Raw genomic sequence first — 16,547 nt, 5'->3', positions numbered from 1 at the left:
TTGCACCTCAATGGATATGGCAAATAGCCTACCGTTTGCTTTCAGTCAAAAAACAGGTTAGCGTTCTGAGGCGCTAACCTGCTGTCATTGCGTGTATTTTTCCAAAGAAGGCTTTAGCCCCGGCTTGGAAAGATACCAGTAAGGGCAATGAGAAAATTGAGGCTTAAGTAGGGTTGTTCATTATCAACCGTACTCGACGAGTCAGAACCGACTGAACTCAGGCTGCTACTTGCCATGTCAACAGGGCTAGTGGCACTGCCATAGATGTTGATATCTGGCTGGGCCAAAATATTGTTGGATGCAGTTGTTGATCCACCAAAAGCGGTTGGTACTTCTACTGCTGCTGCCTGATGGGTATGAGAAGGCATGTTGCTCTCCGTGAGAGTCACTGTGGCAGAGCCTCCATGTTGCCCAATGTTGTAACGATTAAGGCCTGGTCCTTGACCCATGCCAACGGGAGCTCTGCCCTGGAGGTTGGGTAGACCAAGGGTGTTACGGCCATCCCCACCAAAGGTGGTGCCAAGTACGGCAAAGAGGGCCTGGTTTTGACTAATACTCACGGTTGACCCATTACAAAATGCCCAACCCCGAATGGCGTAGGTACCGCCAAAAAGTCTGATCTCGCCAATAAATGGTTCTGCCATGGTAGTGGATCTCCTAATTACGTTTGGGTTGGATAGATACCCGTAAGGGCAATAATAAAGTTAATGACCTGGAAGGACATGAGGTTGTTCACTGAGGAAGCACTCCCTCCACTGCTAGCAATCACTGACGATGACATACTACTAGTGCCTGAAGCATCTTCGGCATAGATAGGATGGGCATCAGGAGCCGTGGCAAGAACTTTACCAGTTGGCACAGTGTCGGTAGCAGAATTGCTGGAAGCCTGCCAGACATGGGTATGGTTGGGGATGTTACTAGCCGTAAGAGTGACTGTTTCTACGCCTGATTTTGTTCCAATAGGACGATTGGTGAGCCCTGGTCCCTCGCCATAATGCATAGGCACTCGCCCCCGGAGATCGGGTAGCCCAAACGTAGTACGGCCATCGCCACCATAGATGGTACCGAGCAGTGAGAACAAGGCGTCATTTTGCTGAGTCGACAATAGTGAACCATCACATAGGGCCCAACCAACAGGGGCAAAATTGCCCCCAAACATGCGAATCTCGCCGATATAGGGTGTTACCATGAATTAATCTCCTTAATTACGTGGAGGGAATGTACCCGTCAGAGCAATACAAAATTCGACCGCAAGGAAGGGCTGCATATTATCGATAGCCTGCCCACCACCGGCAGAACCAACCGTATTTGAATTTAGAGAAACCAGATTTGCGGCATCTGCATAAATGTTTACGTTGGCAGTGTGGGCTAAGACCTGATCGATTGGGGTAGTGCCCGAAGCATCAGCGCTCGTTGCCTGAACCGTGTGGGTGTGGGATGGCATGTCAGATGTTGTCAGGGTGGAACCTTCTTCACCGCTCCGTTGCCCCTGGGGATAACCACTGCCAAAGCCGATGGGCACCCGTCCCCGTAAGCCTGGTAGGGCAAAAGAGGTCCGACCATCGCCACCGTACGTCGTGCCTAATAGGGAGTACAGTGATTGATTTTGATTAATCGCTAAGGTCTCCCCATCGCACTTGGCCCACCCCCTTGGGGGAAAGTTAAAGCCAAACATCTTAATTTCCCCTAAAAAAGGTTCACTCATAACGTGATCTCCTGGTTTAAATTGACATGTTGTTGACATGTGGGCATTAGGCCCTAAGAGAAAAGGAATCAACCTTAAGGTGTCCATTCCATCAGGTTATAAACACCTGCATCTCCTATTTGCCTGAATCCAAGGCGGTGATAAAGGTTTAGAGCACGGTTGTTGGGCTCCACATGAATCCTGACAGGCTGATTTCTAGCCTGTGCTTCCGCCAAGATTGTGTTCAACAAAGCTGTGCCGATGCCACAATCGCGATAGGCGGGCAACAAAGCAATGTCGATAATGCAAATTTCATCAGCGCGTCGATCTAAATATAGTCGGCCTATCGGTGCACTTGATTGCTCAATAACCCAATAATGAGCCTGCTTAAAATTGTTCTGATAAAACGTATGTTGGGCGTTGAACTGAAACTCTAAAAATGCCTGTTTTTGTTCCTCTTGCCAAGGAACAACAGCCAATTCTTCCTCGCGAGTGCTGTTATAAACCTGCCTGAGAAAAGGTTGATCGGCATCGGCGATGGGTCGCAGTGTAAGCTCGTAACGAGCAATCGCCTCTCCTTTTAGCAATGGGTCTGCTGAGACATAAACCATAGGTTATCGATGTTGTTTGTGTGGAATAGGCTTGGCCTGGCAAGGACGTAGGAGCACAAGACTGTGCGCCCCCATAAGAAAGGATCGAAATCAGTTAAAGATCGCTTCGTAACGTATTCCATCTGATGCACCGGCCACAGGTACTAGAAAGATACTCAGATCACCTAGATCTGAATGGTTCATGGAATAAAGCTTTTGAGGTAACACAACATCACTCGGCCCCTTAAACAGAAGGGAAAATGATTCAGAGCGAGCGCTTGAAGACGAACTTAGTTCAACAGCTTCCAACAACTCTAATTGCAAAGAAGTATCAGGCTCAGGACAGACTTGAAACGAACTACCAACTGTGGATGAAAAATCAGATAATGTCAGCGTTTTGAACATCGGAGCTTATTCCTCGTAGTATTGATCTTTTGAACTCCTGCGTGCTACGCAAATTTACCTAGGTAACTATCAAGCTATCGTATTCTAGCTGACAACAAAGCTTAAATTTAAATTTCATTACTCTACTTTACTGATATTTGTACCTTGTTGAATTGAGTTTGTAATAACAAAACAAAACTGAGACTTTCCCCCACTTGGTCGAATAAATTGAGGGATGTAAACACCATGGGAAATAGAGAAAAAGATCGAAAGACAGGGGGTAATTGAATACGATCACTGAGAGAAACGGCAGAGTTTATTAAATTCGTCATAATTGCACTGTCAGAATGGCTGAATACAATTCACTATTTTGGAATTGTATCTAGCATTTTGGGAGAATAATACTTCCATTTACAGAACTGGACAGTGCGAAGTTAATCTCCACCAGATGAGAATTTCTAGAAAAAGAACATCCCTGTAGCCAACTGGCAAGGAATGTCCGAAACTGGCTGAAATCATACCAATCAGCCGGTTTTATTATGGAGTTATATGAGCGCATAGAGCAAATAGTTTTAACATTCCGTCCAGTCTTTAGCCGTGAAGCTAGTTTCGAGTGGTTTGTCCTGCTGCTATGGGGGGTACTCTTAACGACTCAACCGTCTGGGGTCACCAGCTATGTGAATGGGATTGGTCTGAGTGAAGGCTATTATCATCCTTGAAACTCTATCCCCAACCATATTTCCTAAAAGTGAGATTTAAACGAGGTTGATTGCATTGGGGATCTGCAATCAACGCATGCTCATAATTTTCCTGGCAGCCTTTGCCCATAAAGAGCAGACTGCCCGAGGCAAGGGGAATAGCAAAACTTTCGTTAGGGTTGGTAGTCTTGCGGAAGATAAATTCCCGTTCGGCTCCAAGGCTGAGGGATGCGATCGCAGATGTATCTCCATAGGCTGGCAAGTCTCTATGAAAGCCCATACTTTTGCTACCACTTTGGTAATACACACATCGCGCTACCTGAAATCGAACACCTGTCTTCCGCTCAATGCAGTCTCGCACATTTGCCAGGGTCTGAGGCCAAGCTGACCGTTTACCCCATACTTTTGGAAAAGCTTCGAATGAAGTTAGTTCCGCGTCAGCAAATAGGTAAGTGCCTAGTTCAGTGATTTGCTCGCTCCCATCGGCCATTTTGACAGTCTTGTTGGTAACATCAAAGCTAGAGATAATCTCGTCAAAAAGTGACTTCGCTTTGGTTCTGCCTAAAAAATCAGCATCATAAAACGCTTCACAGTCTATGGACAGTAGTTTCATTAGTTTGATATCTGCATAATCTCGCCTCGGTGCAACGTCACACCGAAATTTGACCTATGTCCAGTAGGCCCTATCGTACTAACATTGTGGTTAAGAGATAAGAATTTTATAAATTCCAAAGGTTATGGCTGAAGCAATGAATACTTGCTTACAAAGCTCTTTTTAGTCTAAAGAGCTTGTAGTACGGTTAATTCTTGAGCAATTAGAGTATGCACTGGAGTTTGGCAAATTTTAATCATCGGTAACAGTAAACGTTCGAGTGACTGTTCCTAGCTCGGTTCCTCCTAGCTCCTCTTCAGAAAATAGGGTAAACGTAATTGTATGGGTACCCTCATTTAGGAATTCTTCTCCACCAATGGACTTACTGTTTTTCTTGCCAAATAGGCTATAGGGGGGAGCATTTTCAGTTCTTACAATTTGACCATCATTTAGATTAACTTCCATACTGTTTACCTTATCCAACCAAGGGCTATTCTCAGGAAGATTGGCAGCAATCGTAATTTCGCAATCATCAATCTCATCCTCAGATATCTGGGTGTTATTCTCTATTACGGTGAGTACCCGTTGTTTATCTGTCCTGACCAGGGTGACTTCAAGATCAAGGGGTATTTCTGTTTCGCTTAGCTGGACTGAAAGATTTGTGATGTCTGCAATACAGCTGATGGCGTCGTCAACATCAATCTTCAGTCTTTCCGCCGTGGCCTGATTAAGTTCAATATAATCCTGCTCTGATTCCTCATCTGGCATTAGCTGTAACGCACCGGCAAATTCTAGGACATGAAATATACGCTGGCATTCAGTCCGTTGCTCCAGGATTGCGATCGCACTTTGTAAGCTGGCCAGGGTTTCAGCATCAATAACACCGGCTGGCCCCTGAGCTCCGGTTTCACCTTTCTCACCCTGGAGACCCTGAGCCCCCTGAGCTCCGGTTTCGCCTTTCTCACCCTGGAGACCCTGAGCCCCCTGAGCTCCGGTTTCGCCTTTCTCACCTTGTTCACCTTGGGGACCCTGGGCTCCGGTTTCACCTTTCTCACCTTGTTCACCTTGGGGACCCTGGGCTCCGGTTTCACCTTTCTCACCCTGGGGACCCTGGTCCCCAGGGTCCCCCTGCCCCGTTTGGGATACGCTCAGCACGGCCAGCAGGAAGGTTGACTCAGAGGAGCCATCGGTAATGGTGATCTGATGAATACCGGTCGAGAGCAAATCTGACGAAAGGCTGGTACCGCTACCTAGCACACCATCGATGCTGGAGGTCCAAATGGGGTCAGTAACCTCGGCGGGAATGGCGGAAAAGACTACAGACTCTCCTGCGGTGACAATCGCACCGTCGATGGGGCTGGTAATGCGGGGGCCGGTAATAAATGAGAAATCATCCAGCACCAGGGTGGCAAAGCTGCTGCCAGGATTCTGGATCACAACAGAGGAAATAGGCGTATCACTAACAAACCCAATAAAGCCCTCAGAATTTGTGGCCGGAAAGTCATAGGTATCCTCGTTAAAGGTGGCCTGGGCTGAGTCACCTACGGACTTGGGAGCTGAGTAGTTTGCCCCCCAGGCTAAAACAGGTTTAGGGAAGTGAATAGTCAGGGATGCCTGGGGATTACCATCAAGACCCAAGTAAAAGGCGTTGGTGGTGTTAAATGCATGGGAGTTGGTGGCGTCGATGATCACCATACTGCCCGTCGCGCCCGTCGGTCGTATGGTCTCTATTTCTAGAACACCGACGGTATTGGTATCGTTATAAATTAACGGGCGAGGACGCTCGGAGGCGAAGGTTTCTATGGTTAATGGGTTGTCTTTTATTTCGGCTTCCCAGGCGGTGCGAGTGGAAAAGGTGGTGGTGGTCATGGTGGGGGAGGGGGGGAATTAACGAGTGATGAGTAACGAGTAACAAGTAACAAGTAAAAAGTGGCGAGTAACAAGTAACGAGTAACAAGTAACGAGTAACGAGTGACGAGTAACAAGTTAGGGGATGGTTTCTAACTATTTATGTTGGCTAGTAGTTTGTTGGCTTGTTTGTGGTTGGGGTCTTGGTTGAGTATTTGTTTGAGGAGGGTGTTTGCTCGGTGGTTTTGGTTTAGGTGCTGGCTGCATAGGGCTGTGTTGAGCAGGGTGTTAATTTTTGGGCCGTGGAGTTGTAGTGATTGTTCGAAGTAGGTTAGGGCTCGTTGGTAGTCTTGGAGTTGATAGCAGAAACTGGCTAGGTTAAAGGCAAAGTCGTTGTTTTCGCCGATGGGGAAGTAGCGCTGCCAGACTTGATCGATGGTGGTTAGGAGGGCGGTTTGTTCCTGGGGGGTAATATCGGGGATAAGCTGCTGCAGCCGGGGGAGGTAGCGGTTAAATTGATGGCTGTCGTACTGGCTGAGGCGTAGGTAAGCCAGAATGTCGGCCACTGTTGTTTGGTCCAGAGTGTTGTGTACGTGTTTGGTAATGCGGAAAAAGTCGTCGGGGCCAAAGGTTTGGATGTAGTGCTCATAGGCCCACTGGGTGTGGTGGTAGTGCTCTGGGTGCTGACCCATGATCAGGGCGATGACGCAGAGGCTGTGGTGGGTGGTCGGTATCAGGGCAATGCCTCCCTGCTGTTGGCAAAGGGTTTGGAATAGGCCGTAGTTGACGCTAAGGGAGAAACAGCCGTGGTGGGTGACTAACCTGGGGGGGCGATTGCCCTGGAGGTGGCTGAGGTCGAGTTTACCTTTGTCAGCGGAGAGCAGCAGCAGTCCTTGCTGGGATAGTGCCTGCAGGCGTTTGAGGCAGAGAAAGCCAATGTTGGGCACCAGTAGATGGGTGTCGGTGAGGCGATTTTTATAGTGGTGCAGCAGGGATTGCAGCGTGGGGTCTAACCGGCTGAGATCGGTGGGTTGGTAGTCGTAGTGGAGTTCGATGTGCTCCAGCAGCTTTGCCTTGTCAAGGGTTTGGGGATTTTGTTGGCAGAATAGGGAGACAAGACAGGTGTGGATCTCACCGTTGTTGATGTAGTACAGGTCCTGGGGGATGCTGTCAAAGAGATAGTTGGCAATGACCACCAGGGGGCGTTCAAGGGTACCGGGTCTGATGGTTTGGCCACTGTGTTGCAGGGTAAGGTGGTCGTCGTTGTTGATATCAAAACGGGCGGTATCGAGGATGTCCTGTTGGAAAAACGATTGAAACTGAGGATGACGCTTCCAGGCATCAAGGTTGGCCTGGGCAAAATCGGTCAGGATATAGCGGAAGTGGGTGAGGGGCAGCTGGTGTTGCTGGCAGAGCTGGGTAAGGTGGGTGAGAAACTGAAAGGCAAAGCGTCCGGAGCCTGCACCCAGTTCACATAGATAGAAGGGCTGAGCACTGGTGATGTGCTGGCTTTGATCTTGCCAGTGGGCAAAAACAATTTCTGCGTAGGCGGTAGCAATGGTGGGGTTACTGGTGATGTAATGGGGCACTTCGCCCTGGGACCAGGCGTTGATGCCTCGCTGGGTGAAGTAGTCACGCTGCAGGGTCCATAACAGAGACTGGGAAAATGGCTGAGATTTTTCGATGCAGTAGCCTCGGTGGTCGTGGCTGGCGGCGTAGCCGTTTTGGGTACGGTGTCTGGAGTGTCGTTTTCGTTTTTTGCCGATGCAGTGGGCCATGGGAGTGGGAAGTAAAGAGTAAAAAGTAAAGAGTAAAGAGTAAAAAGTTGGATGGGTTGGCGTTGGGAGAAAAGTAATGAGTAAAAAGTAAGAAGTAACAAGTAATGGGTTGGCGTTGTGGGAAAGTAACAAGTGAAAAGTAATAAGTTAGCTGGACTGGGTTTTCTGCATACAAACTTGTTACTCTCTACTTGCTACTTTTTACTTTCCCTCTCACGCCGCTAATCCAACCCCTCTCCTCCTCCCCACCGGTACCACTTGTCCTTCAAAATCGCGTGCTATAAAAAGTCGATTAATCTCAGCAAATAAGGCCCTGTCGCTTTTCTGGTTGCCTCGATAGAATATATCTTCTTCATAGGCTGGGTTGTTGGGGAGGACTACTTTTAGGGGGATGGGTTGAAAACCAATTTTGGCGAGGGCTTTGCGGGAGGGGATATTGTGGCGATAGGTGGTGGCGTAGCAGCAGCGTAGACCTAAGTAACGATGTGCCCAGTTGAGCAGGGTGGTGACGGACTGGGGGCCGTGGCCCTGGCCTTGGAAGTTTTGGCCGAGCCAGTAGTGGAAAAAGCCGATGTGTTTGAAGTGTTCGAGGCCGACGGAGCCGATCAGGCCCCAGTGGCGGTGGTTGACGGCGAACAGGTGTTTGGTGGTTGTTTGGTTGGTGTGGAGCCATTGTTGCCAGTCTTCGTCTTGGTTGTTGAAGTCGGGTAGGTTGCACAGCTCGGCGATGGTGGGGTCGGCGTATTGCCAGAGAAAGTTGTCTTGGTGGTGGCTTTGGAGGGGGGTGAGAATAAGTGGGTCGGCCTGTAGGGTGTCGATGCCGTTGGGTAGGGTTTTGGTTTGTTTTTGTAGTTGTTGGTAGGTGTCGAGGAGGTTTGGGGGGGGGTGGTCGGTATGGTTGATGGCTCGCTGTAGGGTTTGTTGGGCTAGGGGGTACAGGCCGAGGTGTTGGTAGGCTTGGCTGAGTAGGTGTAGGTTGTTGAGGCTGTTGCGAGAGGGTTTGTTGTTGTCGGCTCGGTCGAGGCGGGTTTGGTATTCTTGGCAGCAGTGGATGATTAGGGGCCAGTCTTGTAGGTGCTGACTGGCTTTGATTAGGAGGAGGATGGTGGTGGTGGGTAGGGTGGTGATGGGGTTGGGGAAGAGTTTTTTGCGTAGGTGGGTGATGTGTTGGTGTCGTTGTTGGGCGTTGAAGGGTTTCTGGTATAGGGTTTTGAGGGTTTGGTGGGAGATGGAGGAGGAGGGCATGGTGGGGGAGGGGGTGGGGTGGGAGTAAAAAGTAACGAGTAAAAAGTAAAAAGTAAGAGGTAGCGGGTGGGGAGTGATAAGTGGCAAGTAAAGAGTAAAAAGTAACGGGTAAAAAGTAAAAAGTAATGGGATTGGGGTATGAGCGATCGGGTTAGTGTGCAGGAAAGGTCTGAGTTATTTGCGGTTAGGGTGGTTAGGGCTTATGGGGAGTTGAGTAGACGATCGTTTGATGATGCTGGGAGGGTTTTGTCTAAGCAGTTTTTGAGGGCTGGGACGAGTATTGGGGCGAATTGTGCTGAGGCTGAATTTGCTCAGTCGCGTAAGGATTTTATTTCGAAGTATTCGATTGCTCTAAAGGAGGCGTCGGAGTGTCGTTATTGGATCAAATTATTGATTACGTCTGGAATTGTTTCTGAACAACAATTCTCGCCAATGCTTTCGGAATTGAATAGCATTATTAGGATTCTTGTGTCGAGTATAACGACGTTGAAAGAAAAGAGTAACGAGTAGCAAGTAGCGAGTAGCAAGTAACAAGTAGCGAGTGTCGAGTGTCGAGTGGAAAGTAGCAAGTAACGAGTAGCAAGTAACAAGTGTCGAGTGGCGAGTTTATCAACGGAAAACTCTACCTACCTAAACTTTTTACTCGTTACTTTTCACTTATTACTTTTCACTGCCTCATAACCCAGCCCACCCAGCTTTTTACTCTTTACTTTTTACTCCCTCCTACAGGCTTAAGATAGACTTAAAACCGTAGATAGACAGTGAAACGGTTATGGTTCAGGCGCGGATACCAAATCCGATGAGCTTTGAGGACTTCCTGGCGTGGTATCCGGAGGATGGACGCCGGTTTGAGTTGATTGAGGGGTGTGCTGTTGAGATGTTACCGACCGGACCTCATGAGGATGTGGCTGGCTTTATCAGTGCAGAGTTAAGTTTTGAAATTCGGCGGCATCAGCTGCCTTATTCGATTCCTCGTACTTGCTTGGTTAAACCTCGCTCGGAAGGTTCAGGATATGTGCCAGATGTGGTTATTCTGAATCGTGATTTATTGCAGCAGGAGCCACGTTGGCCAACGGCGTCGGTGATTCATCGGGGGGAAACGGCTCCGTTGGTGGTTGAGGTGGTTAGTACAAACTGGCGGGATGATTATGGTCATAAGTTTGTGGAATATGAGGCGATGGGGATTGCTGAATATTGGATCGTGGATTTTCGGGCTTTGGGTGCGGTGCGGCATATTGGGAAGCCGAAACAGCCAACGATTACGATTTGTCAGCTTGAAGCGGAAGAGTATACGATGCGACGATTTTTGGCTGGGGAGCGGTTGGTTTCTGGCATATTTCCTGAGCTAGCGTTGACGACAGATGCGGTTTTTGCGGTGGGGGAGGGAGGGGCGAGGGGGAAGTAAAAAGTAACAAGTAGCGAGTAACAAGTTTATAAACAGAAAACGCTATCTACTCAAACTTTTTACTTGCTACTTTTGCCTAAACTTTTTACTTGTTACTCCTTACTTTTTACTTTTTATCCCTCTCTGCATTGAGACATATGTGAATCGGTGGTGGGGGTGGGTTAGGGGTGGGTTAGATGGATTGTTATCATCATGGTCGGTTGGGGTTTTGTTGGGTGATGCGGTGCGTTATGGCAAGGCCTACCGCACCCTACCTGCCTTACGGCAGGGCGTTACGTACCCTATATGGTCGGTCGCAGCGCGGCACGCTTTGTGGTGACGGGCCTCGGTTGCCCTTATCGCCTATAGGTGGATGGGCCGACATGTTGAATTAGGGGGCGGTCGTTACGATGTGGGACGTATTTGATTAGTATATGATTGTAATTAGCATTGGCATCGCTGTACTCGCTTGTTGGTGAGATGTCCACACTATAGCGGTCGGGGTCGCGGTAATGAATGTTGTTTGTATTCGTTAAGTTGTCGCGTAATAACTTTAGAACCTCCTCCTTGTGGACGGAGGAACTGGTACTAAACCATGCCGCCGGGGTGTAATGTTTGGAATGGTTTTCCTTTTTAAACTCAAAAACGTCGTCGTAATCGGCGTGGTACAAAGCACTGTCGACCAGAGCTCCTAAGCTTTGCACATTCTCCTTGGCAGGTTTGCGCCATATTGTGTGGTCTCGTGACGCGTTGTTGGTACGGTTCGCTTGCGGTCTGCGGCTTCTGTCCGCTTTTTTGCTGTAGTGGCGGGCGATCGTCGGGGCATATGGTCGATATTGGCGTTGAACGTGTTGGTCGATTTCCGTGGGTGGGGACGCCGTGCCGAACATTGAACGTCTGAGGGATGCGTTCGCTTGCCTGCGTAGCTCGTTGTGGGGTGGCTCCATAGAACCAGTGAGTCCTGCCGATCCAAATTGAGGTCGTGTTGGTATCATTGTGCTTTTTTCGTCGTCCTCGTCGGGCGTTGTTCTCGCCTGCTCTTCTTCTTCCCGCACCAACATCGTTGCCGGTTGTGCGGTCACGGGTGCTTGAATAGGGTGGGGAGCATAGTCCGTTTCAGGGCTGGGTTTGTTGTCGGTCGGATTATCGAGGTGTGGAGCCGCATTGTGTGATGACTGATGGTCGTTGACTTTGGGTGCGGACCCTTGTTGCATGTCATCATATATTGGGTTAAAGCCACCGGTGCCGCTACCGCTGTTGGTCGTGTCGGTCTGTTGGTGTGTTTTAATGTCCTTCGCGTTTGCTCTCTTAGCTCCGTTACGTCGATTATTAAGTCTACGCTGGTATTCTCGTCGTTTGTTTTTTCCGCCCGGTGCCTTGCGATGCTTGGGGCGTTCTTGGGCTCGCGTCTTCTGTTTAAGTTGTGTGGTCCTTTTTTTTCTTCGCCTGGACAGTTCTTCTTTGAGCTTTTTAGCCCCGGGCGTCAGATTTTTTTCGCGTATTCGCTGGATGTCGTCCATTGTGAGGCCTCTGTATCCAAGGTCCCTTATAGTCTTAGGTTTAGTAGTATTTACGGTTCTATTTGAATCCTGTTTGGGTGGATGGTTTCCCGTTTCTTGGTCCGCTGATTGGTTGTCGTCGATATAGGACACGGGGGGTGGTTTAGATGCTTCGTAGTCCGTTGCCTGTGTGTCGTTGTCGTTGTCTGATGCATTGAAATAGGGCAGCGATTCTTTTACTCTTTTTTCGTGGTCTAGCCTTTTATTTTGTCTATAGGCACGTCGGTTGTAATGCCTTGCGCCAGATCTCGTTGTCCGATTTTGGTTACTCATGTTGTCTCCTATCGCGTGTGTCGTCTAATGTCTTTCCTTGGGCCGATATGGGATGAGTCGTCTGGTGTTAGCTTCTCGGTTGGGTGTTGAATTAGCCCTTGGATGCCCGTTATTTCATGGGAAGCTCCGACTACCCTGTCGTGTAGGGTGGCTTTTACGGTCTGCAATCAAAATGAATTTCACGTCTTTATGGAGCGTCTATCGGTGATGGGTGACTCGCCTGTATGTCTCTGTGTTGTTCTACAAGTTATCGTTGGCGGTAGTCACTATAACCGTGTATAAATCTCCTGGTTTTTTTCGTGTTACATCTCGCACCCTCCTATCCATTGGTCTCTCAACAAAAAAAATGCGATTGTGTCTAACTTCAAATTGTGGCAATTCATTACGCGTGGAAATGGCCGAAGCCAGGAGAGCCGGTTGAGGGATGCCCCCATACTCCACATCTCGCCCTGCCGAAAGAGCCTTGGCCACGGCCTGACTAATCATTGGATGTTTCTGTGTTATCCCATCGTCGGCAGTTGGCGCAGGAAAAGCCAACGACCGTTCATAGGCATCCCTCGGCCGATTTCGTGCCTCAGCCCTCGCATTCATTTCTGTGCGGTGAGCGATTCCGGCCATGATTCGCGCCTGACTTTCTGTCGCGGCAGTCCGCGTTGATGGGCTCATGGTTCTTCCTCACTATCTGCTGCGGCATTTCGGGGGGCTGTCAAACAGCATGTGTTATTATGACGCGCCCGGAGATCGGCCAGCACGGCCTGTTACAGGTCATGGCTACCCTCTGGTGGGCTTCAGCCATCCCACTGTTCCGTGACATCCAACGACTGCTGGTCGGGCTTGGGGGGCGTATCAACTTTACTGCGATTGCCCCCATCGGAGAGACTCTTCGCACGGTTGCTTCGACTTAACTTTCGTTCAGCCTCATCTGCCTTGTTAGCCGTGCGAAGCAACTTACTCTGGTGCTCGTCCAACACATCATCCGGGATATACCCCCCCAGCTCTCTCTCCTCAGCCGTCGCCTCACTTTTCCTCGGTACATATCGCGTCTCTCCTTCTTTCGTAATCACCGCAAAAATCTTGCGATTGTGCCTAACATCAAACCTTGGTGCATCATTACGCATCGCATTTGCCGGACCTAGGGGAACAGTTAGACTGATCGCCCCATCCTCCACATATCGCCCTTCCGAACGCTCCTTGGCCGTCGCCTGACTCTGTTTTGGCCAATACTGTGTACTACCATCATCGGTGGTCACCGCAAACAGATCCCGCCGTTGACCAAAGTCATATCGAGGCCGCTTGTTCAACACCTCCTCTACCATCGAATTTTTCTCTGGGATATATTTCCCCGTTAGCAATTCCTGCTCTGTCGCCTCACTTTGGAGGGGCAGATATTCCGTCTTCTGTTTCCCGAACCCATTGGTGAGTGTGGTGGCAAACACCGTTCGCCCCGAAGGAAACTCTGTGACCGTTGGTCGCTTATACTGCGAGGCATCTTCGATGGTATTTATCGGATCTTTGGCGGCAAATCCCTCCAGATATCTCCCCTCTGCTAGCGCTTGAGCTGTGGCCTGATTTTGTTTTGGAAAATATTGAACACTACCATCGACAGCTTTTGTCGCAAACAGTTTGCGTTCCGGATTATCTGGGTCCTTTCGGGGTGGTTGAAATAACTCTTCCCCCGCGATTGAGGCTTTCTCTGGAATATACTTCCCAGCATTAAGCTCCTCCATTGTAGCCTCACTTTGTCGAGGTAGATATTCTGTTTTTATTTTGTTACCATCACTGTCTAGTACGGCTGTAGCATATACAGTCCGTCCCGTACGAAACTCTGTTACCGTAGGACGGTCTCCGTCTAACTCAGATGGCTCCAACAGCCGATTGACGGGAGCTTTTGCGGCAAATCCGTCCAGATATTGGCCGTCTGCCAGTTCTTGGGCCGTGGCCTGATTCTTACGAGGTAAATATTGAGTTTTGCCATCTGCTCCTGCGATGGGAAACAGCGTGCGATCCGGATTATTTGGGTCAGATTGGGAGGGTTCGTCTAGTGCCTCCCCCGCAATCGAGACTTTTTCCGGGATATACTTGCCAGCATTGAGTTCTTCTATGGTGGCGTCACTTTGTCGGGGCAGGTATTCTGTCTTGGTCTCTTCGCCTGTATTGCTCAATGCTGCGGTTGCAAATAACGTCCGCCCTGTTCTGGCTTCAGTGGTCGTGGCAGGCTTGCCGTTCAGGTCCGCTGGATTTTTGAGCTTGTTTACCGGGTCCTTGGCAGCAAATCCCTCTAAATATCGCCCTTTTGCCAGTTCTTTGGCCGTGGCCTGATTCTTTTTTGGCACATATTGAATACTGCCGTCTGCCGCCTGAGTGGCAAACAGTTTGCGATTGTTGTTATCGTCGTCAATTTTGGGGGGCTGATCTAATTCGTCGCCGACGGTGGAAGATTTTTCTGGAATATATTTCCCAGCACTTAACTCCAGTGGGGATGCCTCACTCTGGCGCGGGAGATATTCTATTTTCTCGTTACCTGGACTGTTTGTTGTTGTGGCAAATAATGTGCGCCCTGTCTTGGCATCGGTGACAGTGGGTTGCTCAAAGTTTGATGCATCAGCAATGGTATTCACCGGCTCGCTGCGGACCGACTCATCTTCTACAAAATTGCCCGCCTCGATTTCAAACTCACTGGCTTGACTCCGAGCAGGCAGGTACTTTGTTTTTCCCCCCTCAGTGACCGGATAGATCATCCGTCCTTTGCCCAGGTCGATTTTGGGCTTCGGTGTTTTGGCGGACTGAGCCTGACTGCCATCCTGAATAGCCTTTTGTCGCCGTAACCCCGGCGGCTTTGCCACCGTAATTGTTGACCCTCGCGAGACTACGGCATTCGCTCTTGCCTGTCGCGCTTCCACCCGCCCTAATGTGGGAGCGCTTTGACTGCGGGACCGTCGAGAGACTCCCCCTGAACCATCACTGTTGTCTCCTTGGGTTAAGCGACGACGGCTGGCACGACCCTTGAGCAGCTTCGCGCTTTGGCTTCGTTTAAGCGCATCTTGCTTCTTTTTACGTTTTATTTTTTTCGTACGTTGACTAGGCATAATCTCACCTCTTGGTGATTAGAGAGATTTATTTGTTCCAGATCCCCTCCTGGGAGGGGTGGGTTTCTTGAGAGGGATAGGTTCTCCTGGTGTTGGTTCCCCTTGCCAAGGCTACCGTGTATACACATCTCGGAAGTGAGTTCAAAATCCTGCATTACCCCCTCTAACTCCCCCTTGGTAAGGGGGGAGATCCGGTTCTCCCCCTTACCAAGGGGGAGTTAGAGGGGGTAATGCAACCGAAAACGCTAGTTTCCAGTACTTGTGTGTACACCGTAGCCTTGCCAAGGGGAACCGTCAGGGAGGGGTCTGGATAACTGGCGCTAACGACCGAAGACCCCTCCGTTGGTTCCCCTTACGCTACGCTTTAGCGCATGCCCTTTGGGCTATAGGGGAACCGATGCTAGCTAAACCTTCGCTTTATAAACCAGGACCATCTCGGCATTCTTTAAGGTGCTGCCATCGCCCTTAAGCATAAAGGTCCAGCTGCTGCCGTTTTGGCCCACGTTGATGGTGTGGGGTTGCAGGTAGGTGTTGTTGGGCACCTGTAGATCATCGTTGATGGTAAAGATCGCTCCACCTTGGTCGTCGGCGTATTCATAGTTCATAAACAGGCCAATAATCTTGCTGCTGCTCATATTGGGGAACATGTCGCGGGTAAAGGTAATCTCGGCTTCATCCACATCGCCGCTGGTCAAGGCTGCCCACTGATCGGGGAAGTTATAGGCCAGGTCAAAGAAGCTGGTGGCATGGTACGGCTTCAGTACGCCTTTGACTTCGTTGGCAAAGCGGCTGCCGCCTTGCTTGGCGGTATAGCGCAGCTTGACGGTGACATCCAACAAGTCTGCCGGGTTGTAGGACCCTTTCATGCCGTTAAGTTCTAAGCGCCAGTTGGAGACAGCCCCGGTGCCTTCAAAGGGCAGATAGCGCTCATCGCCAAAGTTCAGCTCAAACATGCCGTTGTTTTCGGTGTATTGATCCACATGGGAGAGGGCCACTTGCTGGTTGGCGCGCCAGTTGACGCGGACATTGGGGGTGGCTTCATTGGAGGGATCAATCAGATGTTTCACTGCTTTGATGTCCGCTGCCGTAACCAGTTTGCTGCTGAGCTGGCTCAGGGTGGCAATGACCTGCATTAGTTGCATTGCTGCTTGGGGAGAGATAGCGACAAGGCTAATGGTTTCAGTATCCCTAAGCAGCTGATGACTATGGTCTTTACCCCGTTGATAATGGCCGTAGAAAATATGGTTACCAGACGTGAAATTCTGGCTCGATGTTCTTGAAGAGTCTGTAAAGCCACTTGCGGGATATGCCGTTGGGGTATCTAGAAATGTTGTTTGTTGATTGAGCCAATGTTCGTCTTGAGGCAATAGGTCAAAGCAGGGGATGAGCATGGCAGGGGCTTGAGGGTCCCGTAGCAGAGTGTACT

At 49.7% G+C, this 16,547-nt stretch carries 16 protein-coding genes; 3 read left to right on the top strand and 13 right to left on the bottom strand.

The window, feature by feature from the left end:
- Positions 1–113 precede the first annotated feature (113 nt).
- The 5 genes from U2F10_RS33610 to U2F10_RS33590 all read right to left on the bottom strand — a co-directional run bounded on the left by U2F10_RS33610 (position 114) and on the right by U2F10_RS33590 (position 2,679).
- Positions 114–644 carry a phage tail protein gene (locus U2F10_RS33610; protein ID WP_163666445.1) on the bottom strand — a complete coding sequence of 177 codons (531 nt, stop codon included), beginning with the start codon at positions 642–644 and terminating at the stop codon, positions 114–116.
- Positions 645–661: 17 nt separating this feature from the next.
- On the bottom strand, positions 662–1,189 hold the full coding sequence (locus U2F10_RS33605) for a phage tail protein (protein WP_163666443.1): 528 nt from the start codon (positions 1,187–1,189) through the stop codon (positions 662–664).
- A gap of 12 nt (positions 1,190–1,201) precedes the next feature.
- Positions 1,202–1,705 (bottom strand): phage tail protein, encoded by a 504-nt coding sequence (locus tag U2F10_RS33600; RefSeq protein WP_163666441.1) that lies wholly within the window; start codon positions 1,703–1,705, stop codon positions 1,202–1,204.
- Positions 1,706–1,779: 74 nt separating this feature from the next.
- The gene (locus U2F10_RS33595) at positions 1,780–2,295 is read right to left on the bottom strand and encodes a GNAT family N-acetyltransferase (RefSeq protein ID WP_163666439.1); all 516 of its coding nucleotides are present in this window, start codon (positions 2,293–2,295) and stop codon (positions 1,780–1,782) included.
- Between the two features lie 90 nt (positions 2,296–2,385).
- Entirely contained in the window at positions 2,386–2,679 is a 294-nt protein-coding gene (locus U2F10_RS33590; protein ID WP_163666437.1) for a DUF6916 family protein, read from the bottom strand.
- A gap of 518 nt (positions 2,680–3,197) precedes the next feature.
- On the opposite strand from U2F10_RS33590, the gene U2F10_RS33585 reads away from it, so the two are divergent.
- Positions 3,198–3,377: a hypothetical protein gene (locus tag U2F10_RS33585; protein WP_163661781.1), complete on the top strand. Its 180-nt coding sequence runs from the start codon at positions 3,198–3,200 to the stop codon at positions 3,375–3,377.
- Between the two features lie 4 nt (positions 3,378–3,381).
- Here U2F10_RS33585 and U2F10_RS33580 read toward each other — a convergent pair whose 3' ends face one another.
- The 4 genes from U2F10_RS33580 to U2F10_RS33565 all read right to left on the bottom strand — a co-directional run bounded on the left by U2F10_RS33580 (position 3,382) and on the right by U2F10_RS33565 (position 8,819).
- Positions 3,382–3,969: an alpha-ketoglutarate-dependent dioxygenase AlkB gene (locus tag U2F10_RS33580; protein WP_499874555.1), complete on the bottom strand. Its 588-nt coding sequence runs from the start codon at positions 3,967–3,969 to the stop codon at positions 3,382–3,384.
- Between the two features lie 231 nt (positions 3,970–4,200).
- Positions 4,201–5,817: a hypothetical protein gene (locus tag U2F10_RS33575; protein WP_499874554.1), complete on the bottom strand. Its 1,617-nt coding sequence runs from the start codon at positions 5,815–5,817 to the stop codon at positions 4,201–4,203.
- Between the two features lie 131 nt (positions 5,818–5,948).
- Positions 5,949–7,574: a tetratricopeptide repeat protein gene (locus U2F10_RS33570; protein WP_499874552.1), complete on the bottom strand. Its 1,626-nt coding sequence runs from the start codon at positions 7,572–7,574 to the stop codon at positions 5,949–5,951.
- A gap of 213 nt (positions 7,575–7,787) precedes the next feature.
- The gene (locus U2F10_RS33565; protein ID WP_499874550.1) at positions 7,788–8,819 is read right to left on the bottom strand and encodes a GNAT family N-acetyltransferase; all 1,032 of its coding nucleotides are present in this window, start codon (positions 8,817–8,819) and stop codon (positions 7,788–7,790) included.
- Positions 8,820–8,957: 138 nt separating this feature from the next.
- Here U2F10_RS33565 and U2F10_RS33560 point away from each other — a divergent pair, with 138 nt between their 5' ends.
- Positions 8,958–9,329, top strand: coding sequence for a four helix bundle protein (locus tag U2F10_RS33560; RefSeq protein ID WP_499874549.1), 372 nt, complete (start codon positions 8,958–8,960; stop codon positions 9,327–9,329).
- Positions 9,330–9,591: 262 nt separating this feature from the next.
- The gene (locus U2F10_RS33555; protein ID WP_499874548.1) at positions 9,592–10,224 is read left to right on the top strand and encodes a Uma2 family endonuclease; all 633 of its coding nucleotides are present in this window, start codon (positions 9,592–9,594) and stop codon (positions 10,222–10,224) included.
- A 335-nt stretch (positions 10,225–10,559) separates the two neighbouring features.
- Here the strand turns inward: U2F10_RS33555 and U2F10_RS33550 are convergent, their stop codons facing one another.
- From U2F10_RS33550 to U2F10_RS33535, 4 genes are all read right to left on the bottom strand, one after another.
- Complete coding sequence (locus U2F10_RS33550) at positions 10,560–11,723, bottom strand: hypothetical protein (RefSeq protein WP_499874547.1); 1,164 nt, start codon at positions 11,721–11,723, stop codon at positions 10,560–10,562.
- Between the two features lie 552 nt (positions 11,724–12,275).
- On the bottom strand, positions 12,276–12,701 hold the full coding sequence (locus tag U2F10_RS33545) for a hypothetical protein (protein WP_499874545.1): 426 nt from the start codon (positions 12,699–12,701) through the stop codon (positions 12,276–12,278).
- 122 nt (positions 12,702–12,823) lie between these two features.
- Entirely contained in the window at positions 12,824–15,121 is a 2,298-nt protein-coding gene (locus U2F10_RS33540; protein ID WP_499874544.1) for a hypothetical protein, read from the bottom strand.
- Positions 15,122–15,525: 404 nt separating this feature from the next.
- The coding region (locus tag U2F10_RS33535; protein WP_499874543.1) for a Tc toxin subunit A-related protein at positions 15,526–16,547 on the bottom strand (1,022 nt) is incomplete at its 5' end.

The organism is Leptothoe sp. EHU-05/26/07-4 (assembly GCF_043421015.1).
Lineage (GTDB): Bacteria > Cyanobacteriota > Cyanobacteriia > Phormidesmidales > Phormidesmidaceae > Leptothoe > Leptothoe turfae.
The sequence above is the reverse complement of the archived record's forward strand: the minus strand, read 5'-3'. Positions and strand labels throughout refer to the sequence as shown.